Genomic DNA, 17,680 nt, shown 5'->3' on the forward strand with positions numbered 1-17,680 from the left:
CAGGGGAGCAAAGGGGACCCCCAAACACCATGCCCGCACTCCACCGCCTGCCATTGCTCGCTCTCGTTATCGCGCCCGCCCCCCTCTCCGCCCAGACCACCGAACCCGAAACCATCATCGTCACCGGACGAGGCCTGGCCGACCAGCCGGGCGACCGGGCGCTGGACGTGGTGACAATCGACCGCGATCGGATCACGCAAAATGCCTCGCAGCGGCTGGAAAATGTCCTCGCTGACGTAGCCGGACTCCAGCAGTTTCGCCGATCGGACAGCCGCTCGGCGCATCCGACCTCTCAGGGAATCACGTTGCGCGGGCTGGGCGGCAATGCATCCAGTCGCGCGCTGCTGGTACTGGACGGCGTGCCGCAGGCCGATCCGTTCGGTGGCTGGGTGGTGTTTCCCGCCTATGCGACCGGGCGGCTGGGGCGCATCCGGGTGACGCGCGGCGGCGGATCGGGTTTCTGGGGGCCGGGTGCGCTGGCGGGCACGATCGAGATGGACAGTGCCACGCCCGACCAGCTGTCGCCGCTGGACATGGCCCTTTCCTATGGCAGCCGTGATTCGGTCGATGCGCAAGGGGCGGCATCGCTGGTACGGGATGGCGGGTTCCTGACGGTGTCCGGCGCCTATGCGCGCGGCGAGGGATTCACGCCCATCGTCGAGGGCCAGCGAGGCCCCGCCGACCGGCCCGCGCCTTACGAACAATATTCGGGCGCGGCGCGCGGGGTCGTCGGGATCGCACCCGCCACCGAGTTGCAGATGACACTCGCCGCCTTTCACGACTCGCGCGACCGGGGGACCGACTTCACCGACAATCGTTCGGACGGTGCGGACGCGAGCGTCCGGCTGGTCGGGCGGGGGCGCTGGGGCTGGTCGACGCTGGCCTATGTCCAGACGCGGCAATTCGCCTCGCGCTATGCCAGCGTGAATGCGGCGCGGACGGCGGCGACCCTGACGCTCGACCAGTATAATGTCCCCGCCACGGGCCTTGGCGGGCGGATCGAGGTGTCGCCGCCGCTCGGCGATACGGTCAAGCTGCGGCTGGGTGGTGATATCCGCGACACCAGCGGGGGGACGCAGGAGCTCTACACCTATGTCGCGGGACTTCCGACCCGGCGGCGCGAAGCGGGCGGCGCGACACGCACCATGGGGCTGTTCGCCGACGGCAGTGTCGAGGCGGGCGCGCTGACCGTCACCGCCGCCGCGCGGGTGGATGACTGGCGCATCCGCAACGGTCGGCTGGACGAGGGCGTGCTGGCGACCGGCGCGGTGCTGACCGACACCGATTTTCCGAAGCGCTCCGGCCAGGAATTTACCGGGCGGCTGGGCGCGGCGCTGCGGCTCGCGCAGCCGCTGACCCTGCGTGGGGCGGCCTATCGCGGGTGGCGGCTGCCGACGCTCAACGAACTCTACCGGCCGTTCCGCGCGGGGGCCGATGCGACCGCCGCCAATGCCGCGCTGAACCCCGAGCATGTCGAGGGGGTGGAGGGCGGGTTCGACCTGACCCCGGCGACGGGGGTTCGTCTGTCGGGTACCTATTTCTTCAACCGGCTGACCGAGGCCATCGCCAATGTGACGCTGGGGCGTGGGCCGGGGACGTTCCCCGGCGTCGGCTTCGTCGCGGCGAACGGCGTGTACCGGATGCGGCAGAATCTCGATGCGATCCGATCCCGGGGGTTCGAGCTGGAAGCCAATGCCGCCGCCGGGCCGTTCAGCGCCCGCGCGTCCTGGTCGCATGTCGATGCGCGGGTGGAGGCGTCGGGCAATGCCGCGCCGCTCGACGGCCTGCGCCCGGCCCAGACACCGCGCGACCAGTTTTCGGGGACCTTGGCGGTGGAGCGGCATGGGGCGGTGTTGAGCGGAACACTGCGCCATGTCGGGCGACAATATGAGGACGACCAGAATATCCGCTCGCTTTCGCCCGCGACGACGCTGGATGCCTATGCGGCGCTGCCGATGGTGCGCGGCTGGCTGATCGAGGCGCGGGCGGAGAATCTCGCCGATATGCGGGTCGAGGCGGCGTATAGCGGTGCGGGGCTGATCGAGAGGGCGACGCCGCGAACGCTCTGGATCGGGGTGCGGACGCGGTTGTAAGCGCCTCCTAGCCCCGCTTTTTCACCAAAGCCGTCCTCAAGCACCGGCACACCACCTCGTTCCGCTGGTTCAGCGCCTCGTGCCGGAACGTCACCAAGCCCGCCCCAGGCCGCGACTTGCTTTCACGGAGCGCGGTGACTTCGCTCGTCGCGCGCAGCGTATCGCCCAGGAAGACCGGCGCGGGCATGACCAATTCGTCATAACCGAGGTTCGCCACCAGCGTCCCCAGCGTCGTCTCCCCCACCGACAGCCCGACCATCAGCGAGAAGGTGAAAGTGCCGTTGACGAGGATCTGGCCGAACTCGCTCGCCCTGGCCGCCTCCGCATCGATGTGCAGCGGTTGCGGATTGTGGGTCATGGTCGAGAACAGAAGATTGTCCGTCTCGGTCACGGTGCGGCGGATGGGGTGTTCGATCCGGTCGCCGATCGTCCAGTCGTCGAAGAAGCGCCCGCTCATGCCGCATCCTCCGCGACGATGCGGACCAGCGCGATCCCTTCCGCCACCTGCCCGCCGGTCTCGGCCTTCAGGTCGGTGACCACGCCGTCGAAGGGCGCGGTCAGGACATGCTCCATCTTCATCGCCTCCATCGTGACGAGCGGCTGGCCGGTGCTGACCGCCTGTCCCTCGGTCACGGCGACCGCGATGATCCGGCCGGGCATGGGCGACAGGATCGCGCCATCCCCCGCCCCGCCCGCCGCCAGCCCATCGGCGCGCCAGCGGGTGAAGGACCAGCTCTGCCCGCCCTCCGAGATCAGCACTTCGTCCGTAGGGGCCAAGGGCACCTCCCCGGCCTCGCTGAAATCGACGGTGATCGGCCGCCCATCGAGCAGGAAGCGCGCGCTCCGCCGGGGCGCGGCGTTGAGGCGGAAGCCCGACAATCCGTCCTGCCCGATCAGCGCGGCGGCGGCTTCGGCCAACGCCTCTTCCGACGGCTCGGTCGGCGGCATCAGCGCCTCGCCCTCGCGCGCGATCAGGCCGGTATCGACTTGGCCGCTGGCAAAATCGGGATGGTCGAGCGCCTGCACCAGGAACCCGGCATTGGTGCGCACCGGCCAGATCACCGCCTCGTCCAGCGCATCGGCCAGTGCCTCGCGCGCCGCGTCGCGGGTGTCGCCATGGGCGATGACCTTGGCGATCATCGGATCGTACCAGGGGGTGATCTCCGCGCCTTCCTCGACCCCGGTGTCGATGCGGATCGCGGGATCGTCGCCGAGGTCGAACACCTCCAGCGTGCCGATGGCGGGCAGGAAGCCCTTGGCCGGGTCCTCCGCATAGAGCCGCGCCTCGATCGCATGGCCGTGAATGGCCAGGTCGCCCTGCGCTATCGGCAAGGACTCGCCCGCCGCGACACGCAGCTGCCACTCGACCAGATCGACGCCGGTGATCGCCTCGGTGACGGGATGCTCGACCTGAAGGCGGGTGTTCATCTCCATGAACCAGACCCGGTCGGCGCGCAGCCCTTCCGAGGCGTCGGCGATGAACTCGATAGTCCCTGCGCCGACATAGTCCACCGCCTGAGCGGCGCGGACGGCGGCTCCGCAAACGGCCTCGCGGGTAGCCGCGTCCATGCCCGGCGCGGGGGCTTCCTCGATCACCTTCTGGTGGCGGCGTTGCAGCGAACAGTCGCGCTCGAACAGATGGACGACCTGTCCATGGCGGTCGCCGAACACCTGCACCTCGATATGGCGGGGCGAGAGGATATATTTCTCGATCAGCACCCGGTCGTCGCCGAACGAGGCCGCCGCCTCGCGACGGCAGGAGGCAAGCGCTTCCGAGAAAGCGGCGGGGTCGTCGACCCGGCGCATCCCCTTGCCGCCGCCGCCCGCGACCGCCTTGATGAGCACGGGATAGCCGACCGCCTCGGCCTCGGCGGCGAGGCGGTCCGGATCCTGGTCCTCGCCCAGATAGCCGGGGGTGACGGGCACACCGGCGGCGATCATCCGCGCCTTGGCGGCATCCTTAAGGCCCATGGCGCGGATGCTGTCGGGGTTCGGCCCGACCCAGACCAGCCCGGCGGCGATCACGCTTTCGGCGAACTCGGCATTTTCGGACAGAAAGCCATAGCCCGGATGGATCGCCTCCGCCCCGCTCTCGCGTGCGGCGGCGAGGATGCGGGCGGCATCCAGATAACTTTCGCGCGCCGGGGCCGGGCCGATCAGGATGGCCTCATCCGCAAGTCGCACATGCAGCGCCTGCGCATCGGCTTCGGAATAGACCGCGATCGTGCGCAGGCCCATCTCCCGCGCGGTGCGGATGATGCGGCAGGCAATCTCGCCGCGATTGGCGATGAGGAGGCTCTTCATCATCAGGATTCCAGCTTCAACGTGATGGCACCCGGTCGTTCGGCGATGGCGTCAAATATCACGGTCAGGATGCGATCGAACCGCTCGCCGATCACCTTGCGCGCCGCCGCCGCATTGGTAAGGGTCAGCGCGATCGGCGGCTCGACAACCGCGATCAGCAGGTCGAACAAGGCGTCGAGATTGCCGCCATACCATTCGACGCCCGAGGCTTCGCGGATACGGGCATGGAAATCGGCCTCGTCCGTGAGGGTCGCGCCGTCGATGGTCAGGTCCATCGCCATTACATGCGGAACACCCCGAAGCGGGGTGCCTCCGCGATGGGAGCGTTCAGACAAGCATCCAGCGCCAAGCCCAGCACATCCCTTGTCTGCGCCGGATCGACGATACCGTCATCCCACAGTCGTGCGGTCGCGTACCAAGGGTTGCCCTCGTCCTCGTAACGCTGGCGGATGGGGGCCTTGAACGCCTCCGCCTCGTCCGGCGTCCAGCTGTCGGCGTCACGGTGCACGGTCGCCAGCACGCTCGCCGCCTGTTCGCCGCCCATCACGCTGATCCGCGCATTGGGCCAGGTGAACAGGAAGCGAGGGCCATAGGCGCGCCCGCACATGCCGTAATTGCCCGCGCCGAAGCTGCCGCCGATCAGCACGGTGACCTTGGGCACCTGCGCCGTCGCCACCGCCGTGACCAGCTTGGCACCGTGCTTGGCGATCCCCTCGGCCTCGTAGCGGCCGCCGACCATGAAGCCGGAAATATTCTGGAGGAACAGCAGCGGGATGCGCCGCTGACAGGCCAGTTCGATGAAGTGCGCGCCCTTTTGCGCGCTTTCCGAGAACAGCACGCCGTTATTGGCCAGGATCGCGACCGGCTTGCCATGGATATGCGCAAAGCCGCAGACCAACGACGCGCCATACAGCGCCTTGAATTCGTGGAAGCGCGATCCGTCGACCAGCCGGGCGATCACCTCGTGCACGTCATAGGGCGCGCGGACATCCTGCGGGATCAGACCATAGAGTTCCTCGGCCGGATAGAGCGGTTCGTCCGCCTCGGCGAGGTTCGCGTCGGGCATGGTCTGCGGCGGCAGGGTCTCGACGATATCGCGGACGATCGACAGCGCGTGATCGTCATTTTCGGCGACATGATCGACCACGCCGGACTTGCGGCCATGCGTGTCCGCGCCGCCCAGTTCCTCGGCCGAGATGACCTCGCCCGTCGCCGCCTTCACCAGCGGCGGCCCGGCGAGGAAGATCGTCCCCTGCCCGCGCACGATCACCGTCTCGTCCGACATGGCGGGGACGTACGCGCCGCCCGCGGTGCAGCTGCCCATGACGCAGGCGATCTGGGGAATGCCCGCCGCCGACATCTGCGCCTGGTTGAAGAAGATGCGGCCGAAATGGTCGCGGTCGGGAAACACCTCGGCCTGATGCGGCAGGTTCGCGCCGCCGCTGTCGACCAGATAGATGCAGGGCAGCCGGTTCTCGAGCGCGATCTCCTGCGCGCGCAGGTGCTTCTTGACGGTCAGCGGGTAATAGGTGCCGCCCTTCACCGTCGCGTCATTGGCGACGATCATCACCTGGCGGCCCTGAACCCGGCCGATGCCGGCGATCACCCCGGCGCCGGGGACCGCATCGTCGTACAAACCATTGGCCGCCAACTGACCGATTTCGAGGAAAGGCGAGCCCGCATCGAGCAACTGCTCCACCCGGTCGCGGGGGAGCAGCTTGCCGCGCGCCATGTGGCGTTCTCGCGAGGCGTCGCTACCGCCGAGCCCGGCCTTGGCGACATCGACGCGGAGGCGCTCGGCGAGGGCCCGGTTGTGATCGGCGTTGGTGCGGAACGTCGCATCGTCGCGCGCGATCCGCGTGGGATGAACCGCACCCATCACTTCACCCCAAGGCTCATTGCGCCACCTTTTCGAGCTTGCCGATCAGTTCGCGCCCGATCAGCATCCGGCGGATTTCATTGGTCCCTGCCCCGATATCGAGCAGCTTGGCATCGCGTGCGAAACGTTCGACCGGCCAGTCCTTGGTATAGCCCGCCCCGCCCAACGCCTGGATCGCCTCGAGCGAAACCTTCACCGCATTCTCGCTGGCCAGCAGGATCGCGCCCGCCGCGTCGAACCGCGTCGTGCGCCCGGCGTCGCAGCTCCGCGCCACCGCATAGACATAGGCGCGGGCGGAATTGAGCGCGACATACATGTCGGCGATCTTGGCCTGGATCAGCTGGAACTCGCCGATCGCCCGGCCGAACTGACGCCGCTCACGAACATAGGGCACGACCACGTCGAGGCACGCCTGCATGATGCCCAGCTGGATGCCCGCCAGCACCGCACGCTCATAGTCGAGCCCGCTCATCAGCACCCCGACGCCGCCATTCACCGGCCCCATCACCTGCGCATCGCCGACGAAACAGTCGTTGAAGACCAGCTCGGCCGTCGGGCTGCCGCGCATGCCCATCTTGTCGATCTTCTGGCCGATCGCAAAGCCCGCCATGTCCTTCTCGATCAGGAAGGCGGTAATGCCTCGGCTCCCCTCGCCGGTCTTGGCATAGACCACCAGAGTCTCGGCATAGGCCGCGTTGGTGATCCAGAACTTCGTGCCGTTCAGCACCCAGCCGCCATCCGCCTTCACCGCGCGCAGTTTCATCGACACGACGTCCGAGCCCGCCGAGACTTCGGACATCGCCAGACTGCCGACATGCTCGCCGGAGATCAGGTCGGGCAGATATTTCGCCTTCTGCTCCGCATTGCCCCAGCGGCTGATCTGGTTGACGCAGAGATTGGAGTGCGCGCCATAGGACAGGCCCAGCGAGGCCGAGGCCCGCGACACTTCCTCAATCGCGACGACATGCTCCAGATAACCCAGGCCCAGGCCGCCATCGGCCTCAGCAACGGTAATGCCGTGCAGGCCCAGCGCGCCCATGTCGGGCCATAGGTCACGGGGGAACCAGTCTTCCGCGTCCATCCGCGCGGCCAGCGGCGCGATCCGGTCGGTCGCGAACCGGCGCGTCGCCTCACGGATCATGTCCGCACTTTCGCCTAGCGCGAAGTCGAAATCGTCGATCATGTCCTCTCCAAGCGGCTCTTTGAGTCCGTCAGCTCGCTTTAAACGTATATTACCCAAACGCGCAATCTTCGTTCCGTCCCCCGACCAGGCCTCTCCATAGCCGATCCCATATCGGATCGATTGCAGCATTCGGGGATTTGCAACCCCGGATGAAAGCCGCCATGTGACGGATTGAGAGGAATTTTTTGCCCGATGGCCACTCGCTCCGTCGCCACTGATCCCAACCTGGACATTACCGCTTGCGATCGGGAGCCCATTCATATTCCCGGCGCCGTCCAGCCGCACGGGTTGTTGCTGGTGGCCGACGCCACGACGCTGGAAGTGATCGCGGGCGCCGGGCCGATCGAGGAGCGATTGGCCCCTGACTGGCTGGGCCGTCCCTTGGCCGCCTTGCTGGGCGACGAGGTCGCACAGATGGTCTCCGACATGCCGATCGGCCCCGGCACGACCGTCGCCGCCGTGCCGGTCGAGGGGATCTCGGAACGCTTTTCGGTTACGGCGCACCGCGTCGCAGGTGAGCGTATTCTGATCGAGCTGGAAGCCGGAAGCACCGACGCGCCATGGGGCAAGGGCAGCCCGCTCAACTGGATCGACGCGGCCGTCACCAGTTTCGAGCGGACCGCCGACCTGCCCATGTTGTTCGAACGGACCGCCACCACCTTCCAGATGCTGACCGGATTCGACCGGGTCATGCTCTATCGCTTCCTGGACGAGGATGCGGGCCGCGTCGTCGCCGAGGCGCGGTCGGCCGATCTGCAATCCTTCCTCCATCATCATTTCCCGGCCTCCGACATCCCGAAACAGGCGCGCGCGCTCTATGTCCGCAACCGGACGCGCAGCATCCCGGATGTCGATTACGTCCCCGCCCCGATCCGGCCCGAGGGTTTCGAGACGCTGGACCTCAGCGATGTCGGCCTGCGCAGCGTGTCGCCCATCCATGTCCGCTATCTGAAGAATATGGGCGTGGCGGCTTCGGCATCGATCTCCATCGTCAAGGACGGCGTGTTGTGGGGCATGATCGCCTGCCACCATTATACGCCCCGTCGCCTGTCGCCCGATCTGCGGGCCGCCGCCGCCGGGCTGGCCAGTGCGCTGGCACGGCAGATTCGCGCGAAGGAAGAGGCGGAGCTGTACCGTGAGCGCCTGCGCCTGCGCGCGGCGGAGGACAGCCTGTTGCCGCGCATCATCGGCATGGGCGATCTGGTCCCCGCCATGCGCCGCCTGATGCCCGAGATGATGGCGATGATGAGCGCGACCGGCTTTGCCGTTGTCGACCAGGGCAAGGTCCATACCCATGGGACCTGCCCGCACGATCTGGCGATTCCCGAGATCGCCAGCTGGGCCGTGATCCGGGGCGCGGGCGACCTGTTCTTCACCCATGAACTGCCCGCCCAGATGCCCGGCGCCGCATCGCTGGCCGCGACGGCGGCGGGCGTGCTGGCGCTGCCGCTGGTCGATGGCGGCGTCACGCTGCTCTGGTTCCGCGCCGAGCATGTCGAAGAGGTCGAATGGGCGGGCAACCCGCATAAGTCGGTCGCGCTGACGCCCGATGCGACGCTCAACCCGCGCACCTCGTTCGAAAGCTGGCGGGAGACGGTGCGCGGCCGCTCGCGCCGCTGGACGATGGAAGAGGTCGAGGCGGGGCACCGCCTGCGCCGGGCACTGCACGATGCGGCGCAGAACCACCGCCTGCGCGGGCTGAACACCGCCTTGCAGCGCACGCTCGACGACAAGGAAGCGCTGCTCCTGCAGAAGGATGTCCTGATGAAGGAGGTGGACCACCGGGTCCAAAACAGCCTTCAGCTCGTCTCGTCCTTCCTGTCGCTTCAGGCCAAGGCGGCGGACGATCCCCGCGTGCGCGAGCAGCTGGCCGAGGCGCAGGCCCGCCTCTCCGCCGTGGCACTGGTCCATCGCCGCCTGTACCGCGACGACCAGATCCAGACGGTCGATCTGGCTCGCTATCTGGAGGATCTGGTCGGCGACATGAAACAGTCACTGGGCCGCGACTGGGCGGCGATGATGCGACTGGATCTGGCGCCGGTGCTGATGCCGACGGACCGGGCGATCAACCTGGGGCTGGTCACGACCGAACTCATCATCAACGCCACGAAATACGCCTATGGCGGCGCGGTCGGCCCGGTGACGATCACGCTGGAGCAATATGGCAACCGCCTGCGCCTGATCGTCGCGGATCAGGGGCGTGGCAAGGGCGACGAAGAGCCCGGTCAGGGTCGCGGCTTTGGCAGCCGGATGATGGCGGCGATGATGCAGCGATTGTCGGGCTCGATCGAATATGACGGTAACCAGCCGGGCCTGCGCGCCATCGTGGTCGCGCCGATCGCCGATTGAGGGCCAGGCCCTGACAGTCTGAAATGGCCCCACCCCTCCCCTTCAGAGCAGGGACCGGGTGGGGCGCTTCCGCAAGCGCGGCGTTCGTGGAAAGGCCCCACCCCAACCCCTCCCCTGAAGGGGAGGGGCTTGCCTTGATTCAGGGCATTGTCACCAGGCTCGAACCTTCGTCGCTCAGGCGCAACGGCGACTTAGGTTCGACATTCTGCACGTACGTCCAATACGGAAACCCCCGGCAGCCCATCGGGCCACCGGGGGTTTTCAAAAGAATTGGCGCAACCCGGGTGTCCCCGAGTCGCCGCGCATCACTTCGGGGCCAGCACCATCAGCATCTGGCGGCCTTCCATGCGCGGATAGGCTTCGACTTTGGCGACCTCGGCCACCTGCTCGGCGACGCGCTGGAGCACGTTCATGCCGAGCTGGCCGTGGCTCAGTTCGCGACCGCGGAAGCGCATGGTGACCTTCACCTTGTCGCCTTCACCGATGAATTCGACCACCTTCTTCATCTTGGTGTCGTAATCATGGTCGTCGATGTTCGGACGCATCTTGATCTCCTTGATCTCCTGCGTCTTCTGCGACTTGCGGGCGAGGTTCGCCTTCTTCTGCGCCTCGTACTTATATTTGCCGACGTCGAGGAACTTAGCGACGGGCGGATCGGCGTTGGGCGACACCTCGACCAGGTCGAGTCCCAGCTCCTGGGCCTGTGCCATCGCCTCGCGCGTGTACATCACGCCAAGATTCTCGCCCTCATGGTCGATCACGCGAACCTTGGGGCTTTGAATCCACTCGTTGAACCGAGGACCGTTCATCGGCGGCGCCTGCATCGGACGGCGCATCATGGGAGGACGTATGGGTATTTCTCCTGTGGCAATTACGATTTCAATATAAGCGATCGGGCCCGAATTTGAAAGGGCGAGACAAACGCCCCGCCCTTTCGTTCAACCCGTGATGTTTCAGCCGCGCAGATCGGGCGGAGTCGCTTCCTCGCGCAGCATGGCGATGGCTTCGTCCAGCGTCATGATCTCCTGCGCCTGGCTGCCCAGGCGGCGGACGGCGACCTTGCCTTCCTCGGCCTCGCGCTTGCCGACGACCAGCAGCACGTGGACCTTGGCGACCGAATGTTCGCGCACCTTGTAGTTGATCTTCTCGTTGCGCAGATCGGTCTCGACGCGGATACCCGCCGCCGCCAGCTTGGCCGCCGCTTCCTCGGCATAGCCATCGGCGTCCGATACAATGGTCGCAACCACCGCCTGCACCGGCGCGAGCCAGACGGGGAAGCGGCCCGCATAATGTTCGATCAGGATGCCGATGAACCGCTCGTACGAGCCGAATATCGCGCGGTGGAGCATGATTGGGCGGTGCCGCTCGCCATCCTCACCGATGTACGACGCGTCGAGTCGCTCAGGGAGAACCCGGTCCGACTGGATGGTGCCGACCTGCCAGGTCCGGCCGATCGCGTCGGTCAGATGCCATTCCAGCTTGGGCGCGTAGAAAGCCCCCTCGCCCGGCAGCTCCTCCCAGCCATATTGCTCGGTCGCCAGCCCCGCCCGCACGACCGCGTCGCGCAGTTCGGTCTCGGCCATGTCCCACATCTCTTCGGTGCCGAAGCGCTTTTCAGGACGCAGCGCCAGCTTGATCGAATAGGTGAAGCCGAAATCCTTGTAGATCCGGTCCGCCAGTTCGCAGAAGGCGCGAACCTCCTCGACGATCTGGTCCTCGCGGCAGAAGATGTGCGCATCGTCCTGGGTGAATTGGCGCACGCGCATCAGGCCGTGCAGCGCGCCGTGCGGCTCGTTCCGGTGGCAGCAGCCATTCTCGTAGAAGCGTAAGGGAAGGTCGCGATAGGATTTGATCCCCTGGCGGAAGATCAGGACGTGCGCCGGGCAGTTCATCGGCTTCAGCGCCATCCACTGCGCATCGTCCGACACCAGCGGGCCTTCGTCCTCGACATTGGGCACCTCGTCGGGGATCACGAACATGTTTTCGCGATACTTGCCCCAATGGCCCGACTGCTCCCACTGGCGCGCGTCCATCACCTGCGGGGTCTTGACCTCGCGGTAACCGCCCACATCGATCGCCCGGCGCATATAGGCCTCCAGCTCGCGCCAGATGCGATAGCCCTTGGGGTGCCAGAAGACCGAACCATGCGCCTCCTGCTGGAGGTGGAACAGGTCCATCTCGTTGCCCAGCTTGCGATGGTCGCGCTTGGCGGCTTCCTCCAGCCGGGTCAGATGCTCGGCCAGCTGCTTCTTGTTCAGCCAGCCGGTGCCGTAGATGCGGCTGAGCATCGCGTTCTTCTGGTCGCCGCGCCAATAGGCGCCCGACACCCGGGTCAGCTTGAAGGCATTGGGATCGAGCTTGCCGGTCGAGGCGAGGTGCGGCCCCCGGCACATGTCGAGCCAGGCATCCTCGCCCTTGCCAGCGCGATAGACGGTCAGTTCCTCGTCATCGGGCAGCTCGGCGGCCCACTGCGCCTTGAAGCTCTCGCCCTGCTGCGTCCAGCGCTCGATCAGCTGCTCGCGGGTCCAGACCTCGCGGATCAGCGGCTCGTCCTTGGCGATGATCTTGCGCATCTCGGCTTCGATCGCGGGCAGGTCCTCCTCGGTGAAGGGCCGGTCCTTGGGTGCGAAGTCGTAATAGAAGCCGTCGTCGGTGGCGGGACCGAAGGTGATCTGCGTGCCGGGGAACAGCGCCTGCACCGCCTCGGCCAGGACGTGCGCATAGTCGTGGCGGGCGAGTTCGAGCGCGTCGGCTTCGTCCTTCGCGGTCACCAGCGCGAGCGCGGAATCGCCCTCGAACGGGCGCATGATGTCGCGCAGCTCGCCGTCGACGCGCGCGGCGATCGCCGCCTTGGCGAGGCCCGGACCGATCGCGGCGGCGATGTCCGCGGGAGTAGTTCCGGGCGCGACCTCACGGACGGAACCGTCGGGCAGCGTGATACGGAACATCGCGGACATGGATACTCTCTTCGATAAGGGCTGGTGATGCGCCAGCGGAACCCGGCACGAGGGGCTCTATAGGGAAGAATCCCCGTCAGGTATATGGGGAGAGGTCAGGCATAGGCCCGGACCTCCGGCAGCGCCTCCAGCGCGGGCCGGGCATACCAGTAACCCTGGTGATATCGCACGCCCAGTTCGCGCAGCGTCGCGGCCTCGGCCGCCGTCTCGATCCCCTCGGCGATCAGCAGTGTGTCGAGTTCGGCGCACATGCCGACCACCCCGCGCACGATGGCGCGGCGGCGGGGATCGGTGTCGATGTCGCGGACCAGTTCCATGTCCAGCTTGACCTCGTCGGGGGCGAAGCGAACGAAGCGGTCGAGTCCCGAATGGCCTGCGCCGAAATCGTCGATCGCGACTGAAAAGCCGATCTGCTTGTAGTTGTCGATGATGGTTGCGACATGCTCGGGCGAGCCCATTTGTTCGTTCTCGGTGAACTCGAAGATCAGCCGGTCGATCGGCAACCCCTCGGCCCGTGCGGTGCGGAGGGTCAGCTGGATACAGGCCATCGGCGAATAGACGGCGTTGGGCAGGAAGTTGATCGACAGCCGCGCATCGCCGTCCATGATCCCGGCCGCCATCGCGGTCTCGATCGCCTTCACCCGGCACGCCTGGTCGAAGGAATAGCGGTTGGCCTCGTTCACCTGCGACAACACGCTATATGCGCCCTCGCCCCCGAGGCCCCGGATCAGCGCCTCATAGGCAAAGGGGCGGCCGGTCATGGTGTCGACGATCGGCTGGAACGCCATCGTGAACGGGATCTCGAAATCGACACCGTCGCGGCATCCACTGCAGATTTTGCGCATTTCCATGCCCCCCGGCTAGTCGGAATTGGTTAACGCATTGCCTTACCGAATTTTTTAAAGGTGCCACGCGATAAAAAAGAGCGGCGGTGGTCCGTATCCACCGCCGCCGCACGGTTCAGGACCCGGGCGTCAATCTTGCTGGCCGCCCTTTGACCCGGCCTCGGCCGCGCGTTCGGGATCGTTTTTGAAATTGCCGCCGCTTTCCTGACCACCTTTGCGCCCGGCTTCGGACGCCTTTTCGCGGTCGTTGGCGAAGTTGCCCGGATTGCCGATATCGTACGGCCTGGCCGGTCCCTATTGATCGATTGGGTAGGCCGCCATCATCGTTACCTTGCCGTCGATGGGCGCAGGCGACAGGTCGATACGACCCGGCGGTGCCGGTGGCGAAGACCGGAATTCACGAGGGCAAGTTTGTCTGCGCCATAGCGGTCCGTGCGATGCATGGGCCAAACGCCATGCCTTCATTATCGTCCCTTACGCGATTCCGAACGGCACGAGGTGATTGTCCTGCGTATGACCGATCCGCGCCCGCCCCAGATAGGGCACGCCCATCTCGCTGCACCAGCGCTGGATCATGAACTCCAGCGTCTCGCCCCATTCGGGCTCGTTGGCCTGGACGTTGCTGACCGCGCCCAGCCGGACGCCCGCCACGCCCTTCAGCTGGGTGGCGTTGGCCATGGTGAACAGCATCCGGTCGACGGCATAGAGATGCTCGGACACTTCCTCGATCATCAGGACATGGTCGGTCAGGTCGGGCAGCCAGGGCGTGCCGATCAGCGCATGGAGGATCGACAGGTTGAACGCCGCCGCCGGGCGGCCGTCGAGTCCGGGCTCCAGCCCCTGCCGGTCGCCGCTCACCAGCCAGCCGAGCGAGCGCGCCACCGTCGCGTCGCCATGCTGGCGACGAATGTCGCTCGCCATCGGCCCATGGACCGGCCGTCCGATCCGCCGGGCATAGAGCGCGGCCAGCACGAAGCCGAGGTCGGAATAGCCGATATAGGTCTTGTGCCCCGCCGCCGCGTTCAGATGGGGCATGACCCGCGACAGGATGCGGTTCGATCCGTATCCGCCGCGCAGGAACCAGATCGCGTCGATGCCGGGATCATTGGCGAACTCCAGAAAGGCCGAGGCACGGCGTTCGTCGGACCCGGCGAAATGGCCGTCCTGCTCATAGCATTGCGGGTGGAAGATCAGGTCGACGTCCGGATAGGCGATCGCGGCGAAGGCGCTGACCGGGGCTTCGGCGGCGGGGTTGCCGATGCTGGCGGGGGCGAGGATTCCGATCTTCATTCTGGCGTACCCCCTTGGCTGCCGATCCGGCGGGGCATTGCCCTGTGCCGCATTACCGCCGATAGCGTGGCGCCATGACCAACGGCAATTCCTGTTTTCTGGTGGGTATCGGCGGATCGGGGATGATGCCGCTGGCGATGATCCTGCGCGCGCGGGGCTGGACCGTAGCTGGCTCCGACCGGGGACTGGACCAGAGGCGCGTCGCCGCCAAGTTCGATGCCCTGCGCGCTGCGGGGATCGCGCTGTTCCCGCAGGACGGGTCGGGCGTGACCTCGGCCGACCAGCTCGTCATCGCCTCCGCCGCCGTCGAGGAGACGGTGCCCGACATCGTCGCCGCCAACCGGCTGGGCTGCGCCCGCGCCACCCGTGCGCAGATGCTGGCGAGCCTGTTCAACGAAAGCCGCCTGCCGATCGGCGTGGCGGGGACCAGCGGCAAGTCGACGGTCACCGGCATGATCGCCTTCATCCTGCATCAAACGGGCCGCGATCCGACCGCCATGAACGGCGCGGTGATGAAGGACTTCGTTTCCCCCGACAGCCCCTTTGCCAGCGCACTGGTCGGCGGCGGCGAGGCGTTCGTCAGCGAGGTGGACGAAAGCGACGGCTCGATCGCGCTCTACAATCCGGCCATCGCGGTCCTGAACAATGTCAGCCTGGACCATAAGTCGCTGGAAGAACTGCGCGACCTGTTCGGCGGCTTTGCCTCGCGCGCGCAGCATGTCGTGGCGAACGCAGGCGATGCCGAGACGGCGGCCTTGCTGGCCGACATCCCCAACCTGACCACGTTCGCCGTCGAGGGCGCGGCCGATCTGGTCGCCGAGGCGCTGAAGCCCGAACCCTTCGCCATCGGCTTCGACCTGATCACCGGCGGTGCGGGCTATCATGTCCGGCTGTCGGTGCCGGGCCGCCACAATGTCTCCAACGCGCTGGCCGCGATCGGCGCGAGCGTCGCGGCGGGCGTGCCGCTGATCGATGCGATCCGCGCGGTCGAACGCTTCACCGGCCTGAAGCGCCGGTTCGAGAAGGTCGGCGAGGCGAAGGGCGTCACCGTCATCGATGATTTCGGCCACAACCCCGACAAGATCGCCGCCACGCTCGACACGCTCCACGCCTTTCCCGGCCGGCTGCTGATCCTGTTCCAGCCGCATGGCTATGGCCCGCTAAAGGTCATGCGGACCGAACTGGTCGACAGCATCGCCGCGCGGATGCGGGAGGGCGACGTGCTGGCCCTGCCCGACCCGGCCTATTTCGGCGGCACCGTCGCACGCGAAGTGACCAGCGCTGACATCGCCGCCGACCTGCGCGGGCGCGGCGTTGATGCCCGCCACATCGCCGACCGTGCCGAGGCGGCGGCGATGCTGGTGGCCGAAGCCAGGTCTGGCGACCGAATCGTGGTGATGGGCGCGCGCGACGACACGCTCAGTCTGTTGGCGCAGGACATGGTGGAGCGGCTCACGGGCAAGTAAAGGACGCTTGACGTAAAGCAGACTTTCCATGTAAAGCCTCCTTCACATTCGAAGGAGCTTCGTCATGGCTTTCCCACCCGAAATGAAGCGCTATACCCGCCGTCTGATCGCGACGATGGCGCTGTATGGCGTCGCGCTGGTCGGCGCGAATATGTGGTTCCACTATGCGCCGCCCTCTGGCCTGCTCGCATATTTCGTCGCGATCCTCCCCGCGTTGCCGATCATGGGGGTGTTCGTCGTCATAGGCCGATTGCTGCTCGAAATGCGCGACGAGTATGTGAAGATGCTGCTGGTTCGCCAGTCGCTCGTTGCAACCGGCCTAACCCTTTCGATCACGACCGCCTGGGGCTTTCTGGAGGGCTTTCACCTCGCGCCCCATGCCCAGGGCTATTATGCCGCCACCATCTGGTTCGCGGGCCTTGGCGTCGGCGGATGCGTCAACGCCATCCTCGAACGGCGCGCGCGGGCGTGAACAACCACCTGCGCACCCTGCGCGCCGAGCGCGGCTGGAGCCAGCAGGACCTGGCCCAGCTTCTGGAAGTCAGCCGCCAGAGCGTCAACGCGATCGAAACGGGGCGCTATGATCCCTCGCTCCCCCTCGCCTTCAGGATCGCCGAGCTGTTCGGTTGCGCGATCGAGGACATCTTTATCAGCCCGTCCAAAGGCTGATTGGCCAGTTCCCATCGCCATGATAGGTTCGCCACGAACGGCCATAGGAGAACGCCCGTCATGTTCCGTCGCCTGTTTACCGAGCACCCCGCCAGTGTCGGCGAAAGCTATGTCGAACATTTCGGCGTCGCGGCACGGTTCGGGGGAATCATGATCTTCGGCGGGCTGGGCGCGATCGTCCATGCGGTGGTGCCGGGGCTTTGTACCACGACGGGCAGCGATACGGTCGCCCGGCTTCATGCCGAGATGGTGGCCAAGCGACGCAAGAAACAGGCCGCACAGGCGCAGATGAAGAGCGTCGAATATGTGATTTGAGGGGGCTTGCCCCTCCACCCCTCGCTGACGCCAGCGGTCCCCCTCCCCAAGCGAGCTTGGGGAGGAATGCGGTGGGTTTAAGCCGCTTGCTGTTGGTACCGGCCGGGCTTAATTCCGTCAGGCGTCGCGTGTGACACGGTGAATCTGGCGGCCGTAGGACCGAAGACTTTCGGGATCGCTTGCGAGGGACTGGCAGTCCTCGCCGCGCGGCGCACTCCTCCACATCCGTTCGGCCTGAGCGCAGTCGAAGGCCAAGGGATGCCCTCTCTCCACGGAGTTGCTTGGCAATGCCATGGAGTGGCCTTCGACCCCGCTCAGGCTGAACGGAGG

At 66.6% G+C, this 17,680-nt stretch carries 16 protein-coding genes; 6 read left to right on the plus strand and 10 right to left on the minus strand.

Translation table 11 applies throughout. The annotated features are described in order from the left end of the window. Nucleotides 1-29 precede the first annotated feature (29 nt). Entirely contained in the window at nucleotides 30-2,093 is a 2,064-nt protein-coding gene (locus NS355_RS16915; protein ID WP_058746749.1) for a TonB-dependent receptor, read from the plus strand. Nucleotides 2,094-2,100: 7 nt separating this feature from the next. Here the strand turns inward: NS355_RS16915 and NS355_RS16920 are convergent, their stop codons facing one another. The 5 genes from NS355_RS16920 to NS355_RS16940 are packed head-to-tail and all read right to left on the minus strand — an operon-like array spanning nucleotide 2,101 to nucleotide 7,459. Further along, entirely contained in the window at nucleotides 2,101-2,550 is a 450-nt protein-coding gene (locus NS355_RS16920; RefSeq protein ID WP_058746750.1) for a MaoC family dehydratase, read from the minus strand. Beyond that, nucleotides 2,547-4,400, minus strand: coding sequence for an acetyl/propionyl/methylcrotonyl-CoA carboxylase subunit alpha (locus tag NS355_RS16925; protein ID WP_058746751.1), 1,854 nt, complete (start codon nucleotides 4,398-4,400; stop codon nucleotides 2,547-2,549). The genes NS355_RS16920 and NS355_RS16925 overlap by 4 nt, the downstream gene beginning before the upstream one ends. After that, complete coding sequence (locus tag NS355_RS16930) at nucleotides 4,400-4,672, minus strand: barstar family protein (RefSeq protein ID WP_167345487.1); 273 nt, start codon at nucleotides 4,670-4,672, stop codon at nucleotides 4,400-4,402. Before NS355_RS16930 ends, NS355_RS16925 begins: the two co-directional genes overlap by 1 nt. A 5-nt stretch (nucleotides 4,673-4,677) precedes the next feature. Next, nucleotides 4,678-6,276, minus strand: coding sequence for a carboxyl transferase domain-containing protein (locus tag NS355_RS16935; RefSeq protein ID WP_058746753.1), 1,599 nt, complete (start codon nucleotides 6,274-6,276; stop codon nucleotides 4,678-4,680). 16 nt (nucleotides 6,277-6,292) lie between these two features. Beyond that, the gene (locus tag NS355_RS16940) at nucleotides 6,293-7,459 is read right to left on the minus strand and encodes an acyl-CoA dehydrogenase family protein (RefSeq protein ID WP_058746754.1); all 1,167 of its coding nucleotides are present in this window, start codon (nucleotides 7,457-7,459) and stop codon (nucleotides 6,293-6,295) included. Between the two features lie 192 nt (nucleotides 7,460-7,651). On the opposite strand from NS355_RS16940, the gene NS355_RS16945 reads away from it, so the two are divergent. Beyond that, nucleotides 7,652-9,808: a histidine kinase dimerization/phosphoacceptor domain -containing protein gene (locus NS355_RS16945; RefSeq protein WP_058746755.1), complete on the plus strand. Its 2,157-nt coding sequence runs from the start codon at nucleotides 7,652-7,654 to the stop codon at nucleotides 9,806-9,808. Between the two features lie 305 nt (nucleotides 9,809-10,113). On the opposite strand, the gene infC is transcribed toward NS355_RS16945, so the two are convergent. The 5 genes from infC to NS355_RS16965 all read right to left on the minus strand — a co-directional run bounded on the left by infC (nucleotide 10,114) and on the right by NS355_RS16965 (nucleotide 14,900). Continuing rightward, complete coding sequence (infC, locus tag NS355_RS16950) at nucleotides 10,114-10,647, minus strand: translation initiation factor IF-3 (protein WP_037569087.1); 534 nt, start codon at nucleotides 10,645-10,647, stop codon at nucleotides 10,114-10,116. A gap of 114 nt (nucleotides 10,648-10,761) precedes the next feature. Then, nucleotides 10,762-12,765: a threonine--tRNA ligase gene (gene thrS / locus NS355_RS16955; protein WP_058746756.1), complete on the minus strand. Its 2,004-nt coding sequence runs from the start codon at nucleotides 12,763-12,765 to the stop codon at nucleotides 10,762-10,764. 95 nt (nucleotides 12,766-12,860) lie between these two features. Then, complete coding sequence (locus NS355_RS16960) at nucleotides 12,861-13,610, minus strand: EAL domain-containing protein (RefSeq protein WP_209445127.1); 750 nt, start codon at nucleotides 13,608-13,610, stop codon at nucleotides 12,861-12,863. Nucleotides 13,611-13,739: 129 nt separating this feature from the next. Next, nucleotides 13,740-13,883, minus strand: coding sequence for a general stress protein (locus NS355_RS18430; protein ID WP_084788070.1), 144 nt, complete (start codon nucleotides 13,881-13,883; stop codon nucleotides 13,740-13,742). A 201-nt stretch (nucleotides 13,884-14,084) separates the two neighbouring features. Beyond that, entirely contained in the window at nucleotides 14,085-14,900 is an 816-nt protein-coding gene (locus tag NS355_RS16965) for an LD-carboxypeptidase (protein ID WP_058746757.1), read from the minus strand. 74 nt (nucleotides 14,901-14,974) lie between these two features. Between NS355_RS16965 and NS355_RS16970 the strand changes: the two genes are divergently transcribed. The 4 genes from NS355_RS16970 (at nucleotide 14,975) to NS355_RS16985 (ending at nucleotide 17,350) form a co-directional block, all read left to right on the plus strand. Next, a complete protein-coding gene (locus NS355_RS16970) occupies nucleotides 14,975-16,366 on the plus strand; it encodes a UDP-N-acetylmuramate--L-alanine ligase (RefSeq protein ID WP_058746758.1) in 1,392 nt (463 codons plus the stop codon). A gap of 64 nt (nucleotides 16,367-16,430) precedes the next feature. Beyond that, entirely contained in the window at nucleotides 16,431-16,838 is a 408-nt protein-coding gene (locus NS355_RS16975) for a hypothetical protein (protein ID WP_058746759.1), read from the plus strand. Beyond that, complete coding sequence (locus tag NS355_RS16980) at nucleotides 16,799-17,035, plus strand: helix-turn-helix transcriptional regulator (RefSeq protein WP_430727020.1); 237 nt, start codon at nucleotides 16,799-16,801, stop codon at nucleotides 17,033-17,035. Before NS355_RS16975 ends, NS355_RS16980 begins: the two co-directional genes overlap by 40 nt. Before the next feature lie 60 nt (nucleotides 17,036-17,095). After that, nucleotides 17,096-17,350, plus strand: a complete 255-nt coding sequence (locus tag NS355_RS16985; RefSeq protein ID WP_058746761.1) for a DUF6356 family protein — start codon at nucleotides 17,096-17,098, stop codon at nucleotides 17,348-17,350. The last annotated feature ends 330 nt before the right edge of the window (nucleotides 17,351-17,680 follow it).

It is taken from the genome of Sphingomonas yabuuchiae, from assembly GCF_001477495.1.
Lineage (GTDB): Bacteria > Pseudomonadota > Alphaproteobacteria > Sphingomonadales > Sphingomonadaceae > Sphingomonas > Sphingomonas yabuuchiae_A.

What these genes read in the sequence shown, in the direction of transcription:
- thrS (WP_058746756.1), bottom strand. Translation starts at nt 12,765, where the DNA reads ATGTCCGCGATGTTCCGTATCACGCTGCCCGACGGTTCCGTCCGTGAG.
- NS355_RS16985 (WP_058746761.1), top strand. Translation starts at nt 17,096, where the DNA reads ATGTTCCGTCGCCTGTTTACCGAGCACCCCGCCAGTGTCGGCGAAAGC.
- NS355_RS16975 (WP_058746759.1), top strand. Translation starts at nt 16,431, where the DNA reads ATGGCTTTCCCACCCGAAATGAAGCGCTATACCCGCCGTCTGATCGCG.
- infC (WP_037569087.1), bottom strand. Translation starts at nt 10,647, where the DNA reads ATGATGCGCCGTCCGATGCAGGCGCCGCCGATGAACGGTCCTCGGTTC.
- NS355_RS16935 (WP_058746753.1), bottom strand. Translation starts at nt 6,276, where the DNA reads ATGGGTGCGGTTCATCCCACGCGGATCGCGCGCGACGATGCGACGTTC.
- NS355_RS16960 (WP_209445127.1), bottom strand. Translation starts at nt 13,610, where the DNA reads ATGCGCAAAATCTGCAGTGGATGCCGCGACGGTGTCGATTTCGAGATC.
- NS355_RS16925 (WP_058746751.1), bottom strand. Translation starts at nt 4,400, where the DNA reads ATGATGAAGAGCCTCCTCATCGCCAATCGCGGCGAGATTGCCTGCCGC.
- NS355_RS16940 (WP_058746754.1), bottom strand. Translation starts at nt 7,459, where the DNA reads ATGATCGACGATTTCGACTTCGCGCTAGGCGAAAGTGCGGACATGATC.
- NS355_RS16915 (WP_058746749.1), top strand. Translation starts at nt 30, where the DNA reads ATGCCCGCACTCCACCGCCTGCCATTGCTCGCTCTCGTTATCGCGCCC.
- NS355_RS16930 (WP_167345487.1), bottom strand. Translation starts at nt 4,672, where the DNA reads ATGGACCTGACCATCGACGGCGCGACCCTCACGGACGAGGCCGATTTC.
- NS355_RS16980 (WP_430727020.1), top strand. Translation starts at nt 16,799, where the DNA reads ATGCGTCAACGCCATCCTCGAACGGCGCGCGCGGGCGTGAACAACCAC.
- NS355_RS16965 (WP_058746757.1), bottom strand. Translation starts at nt 14,900, where the DNA reads ATGAAGATCGGAATCCTCGCCCCCGCCAGCATCGGCAACCCCGCCGCC.
- NS355_RS16945 (WP_058746755.1), top strand. Translation starts at nt 7,652, where the DNA reads ATGGCCACTCGCTCCGTCGCCACTGATCCCAACCTGGACATTACCGCT.
- NS355_RS16970 (WP_058746758.1), top strand. Translation starts at nt 14,975, where the DNA reads ATGACCAACGGCAATTCCTGTTTTCTGGTGGGTATCGGCGGATCGGGG.
- NS355_RS16920 (WP_058746750.1), bottom strand. Translation starts at nt 2,550, where the DNA reads ATGAGCGGGCGCTTCTTCGACGACTGGACGATCGGCGACCGGATCGAA.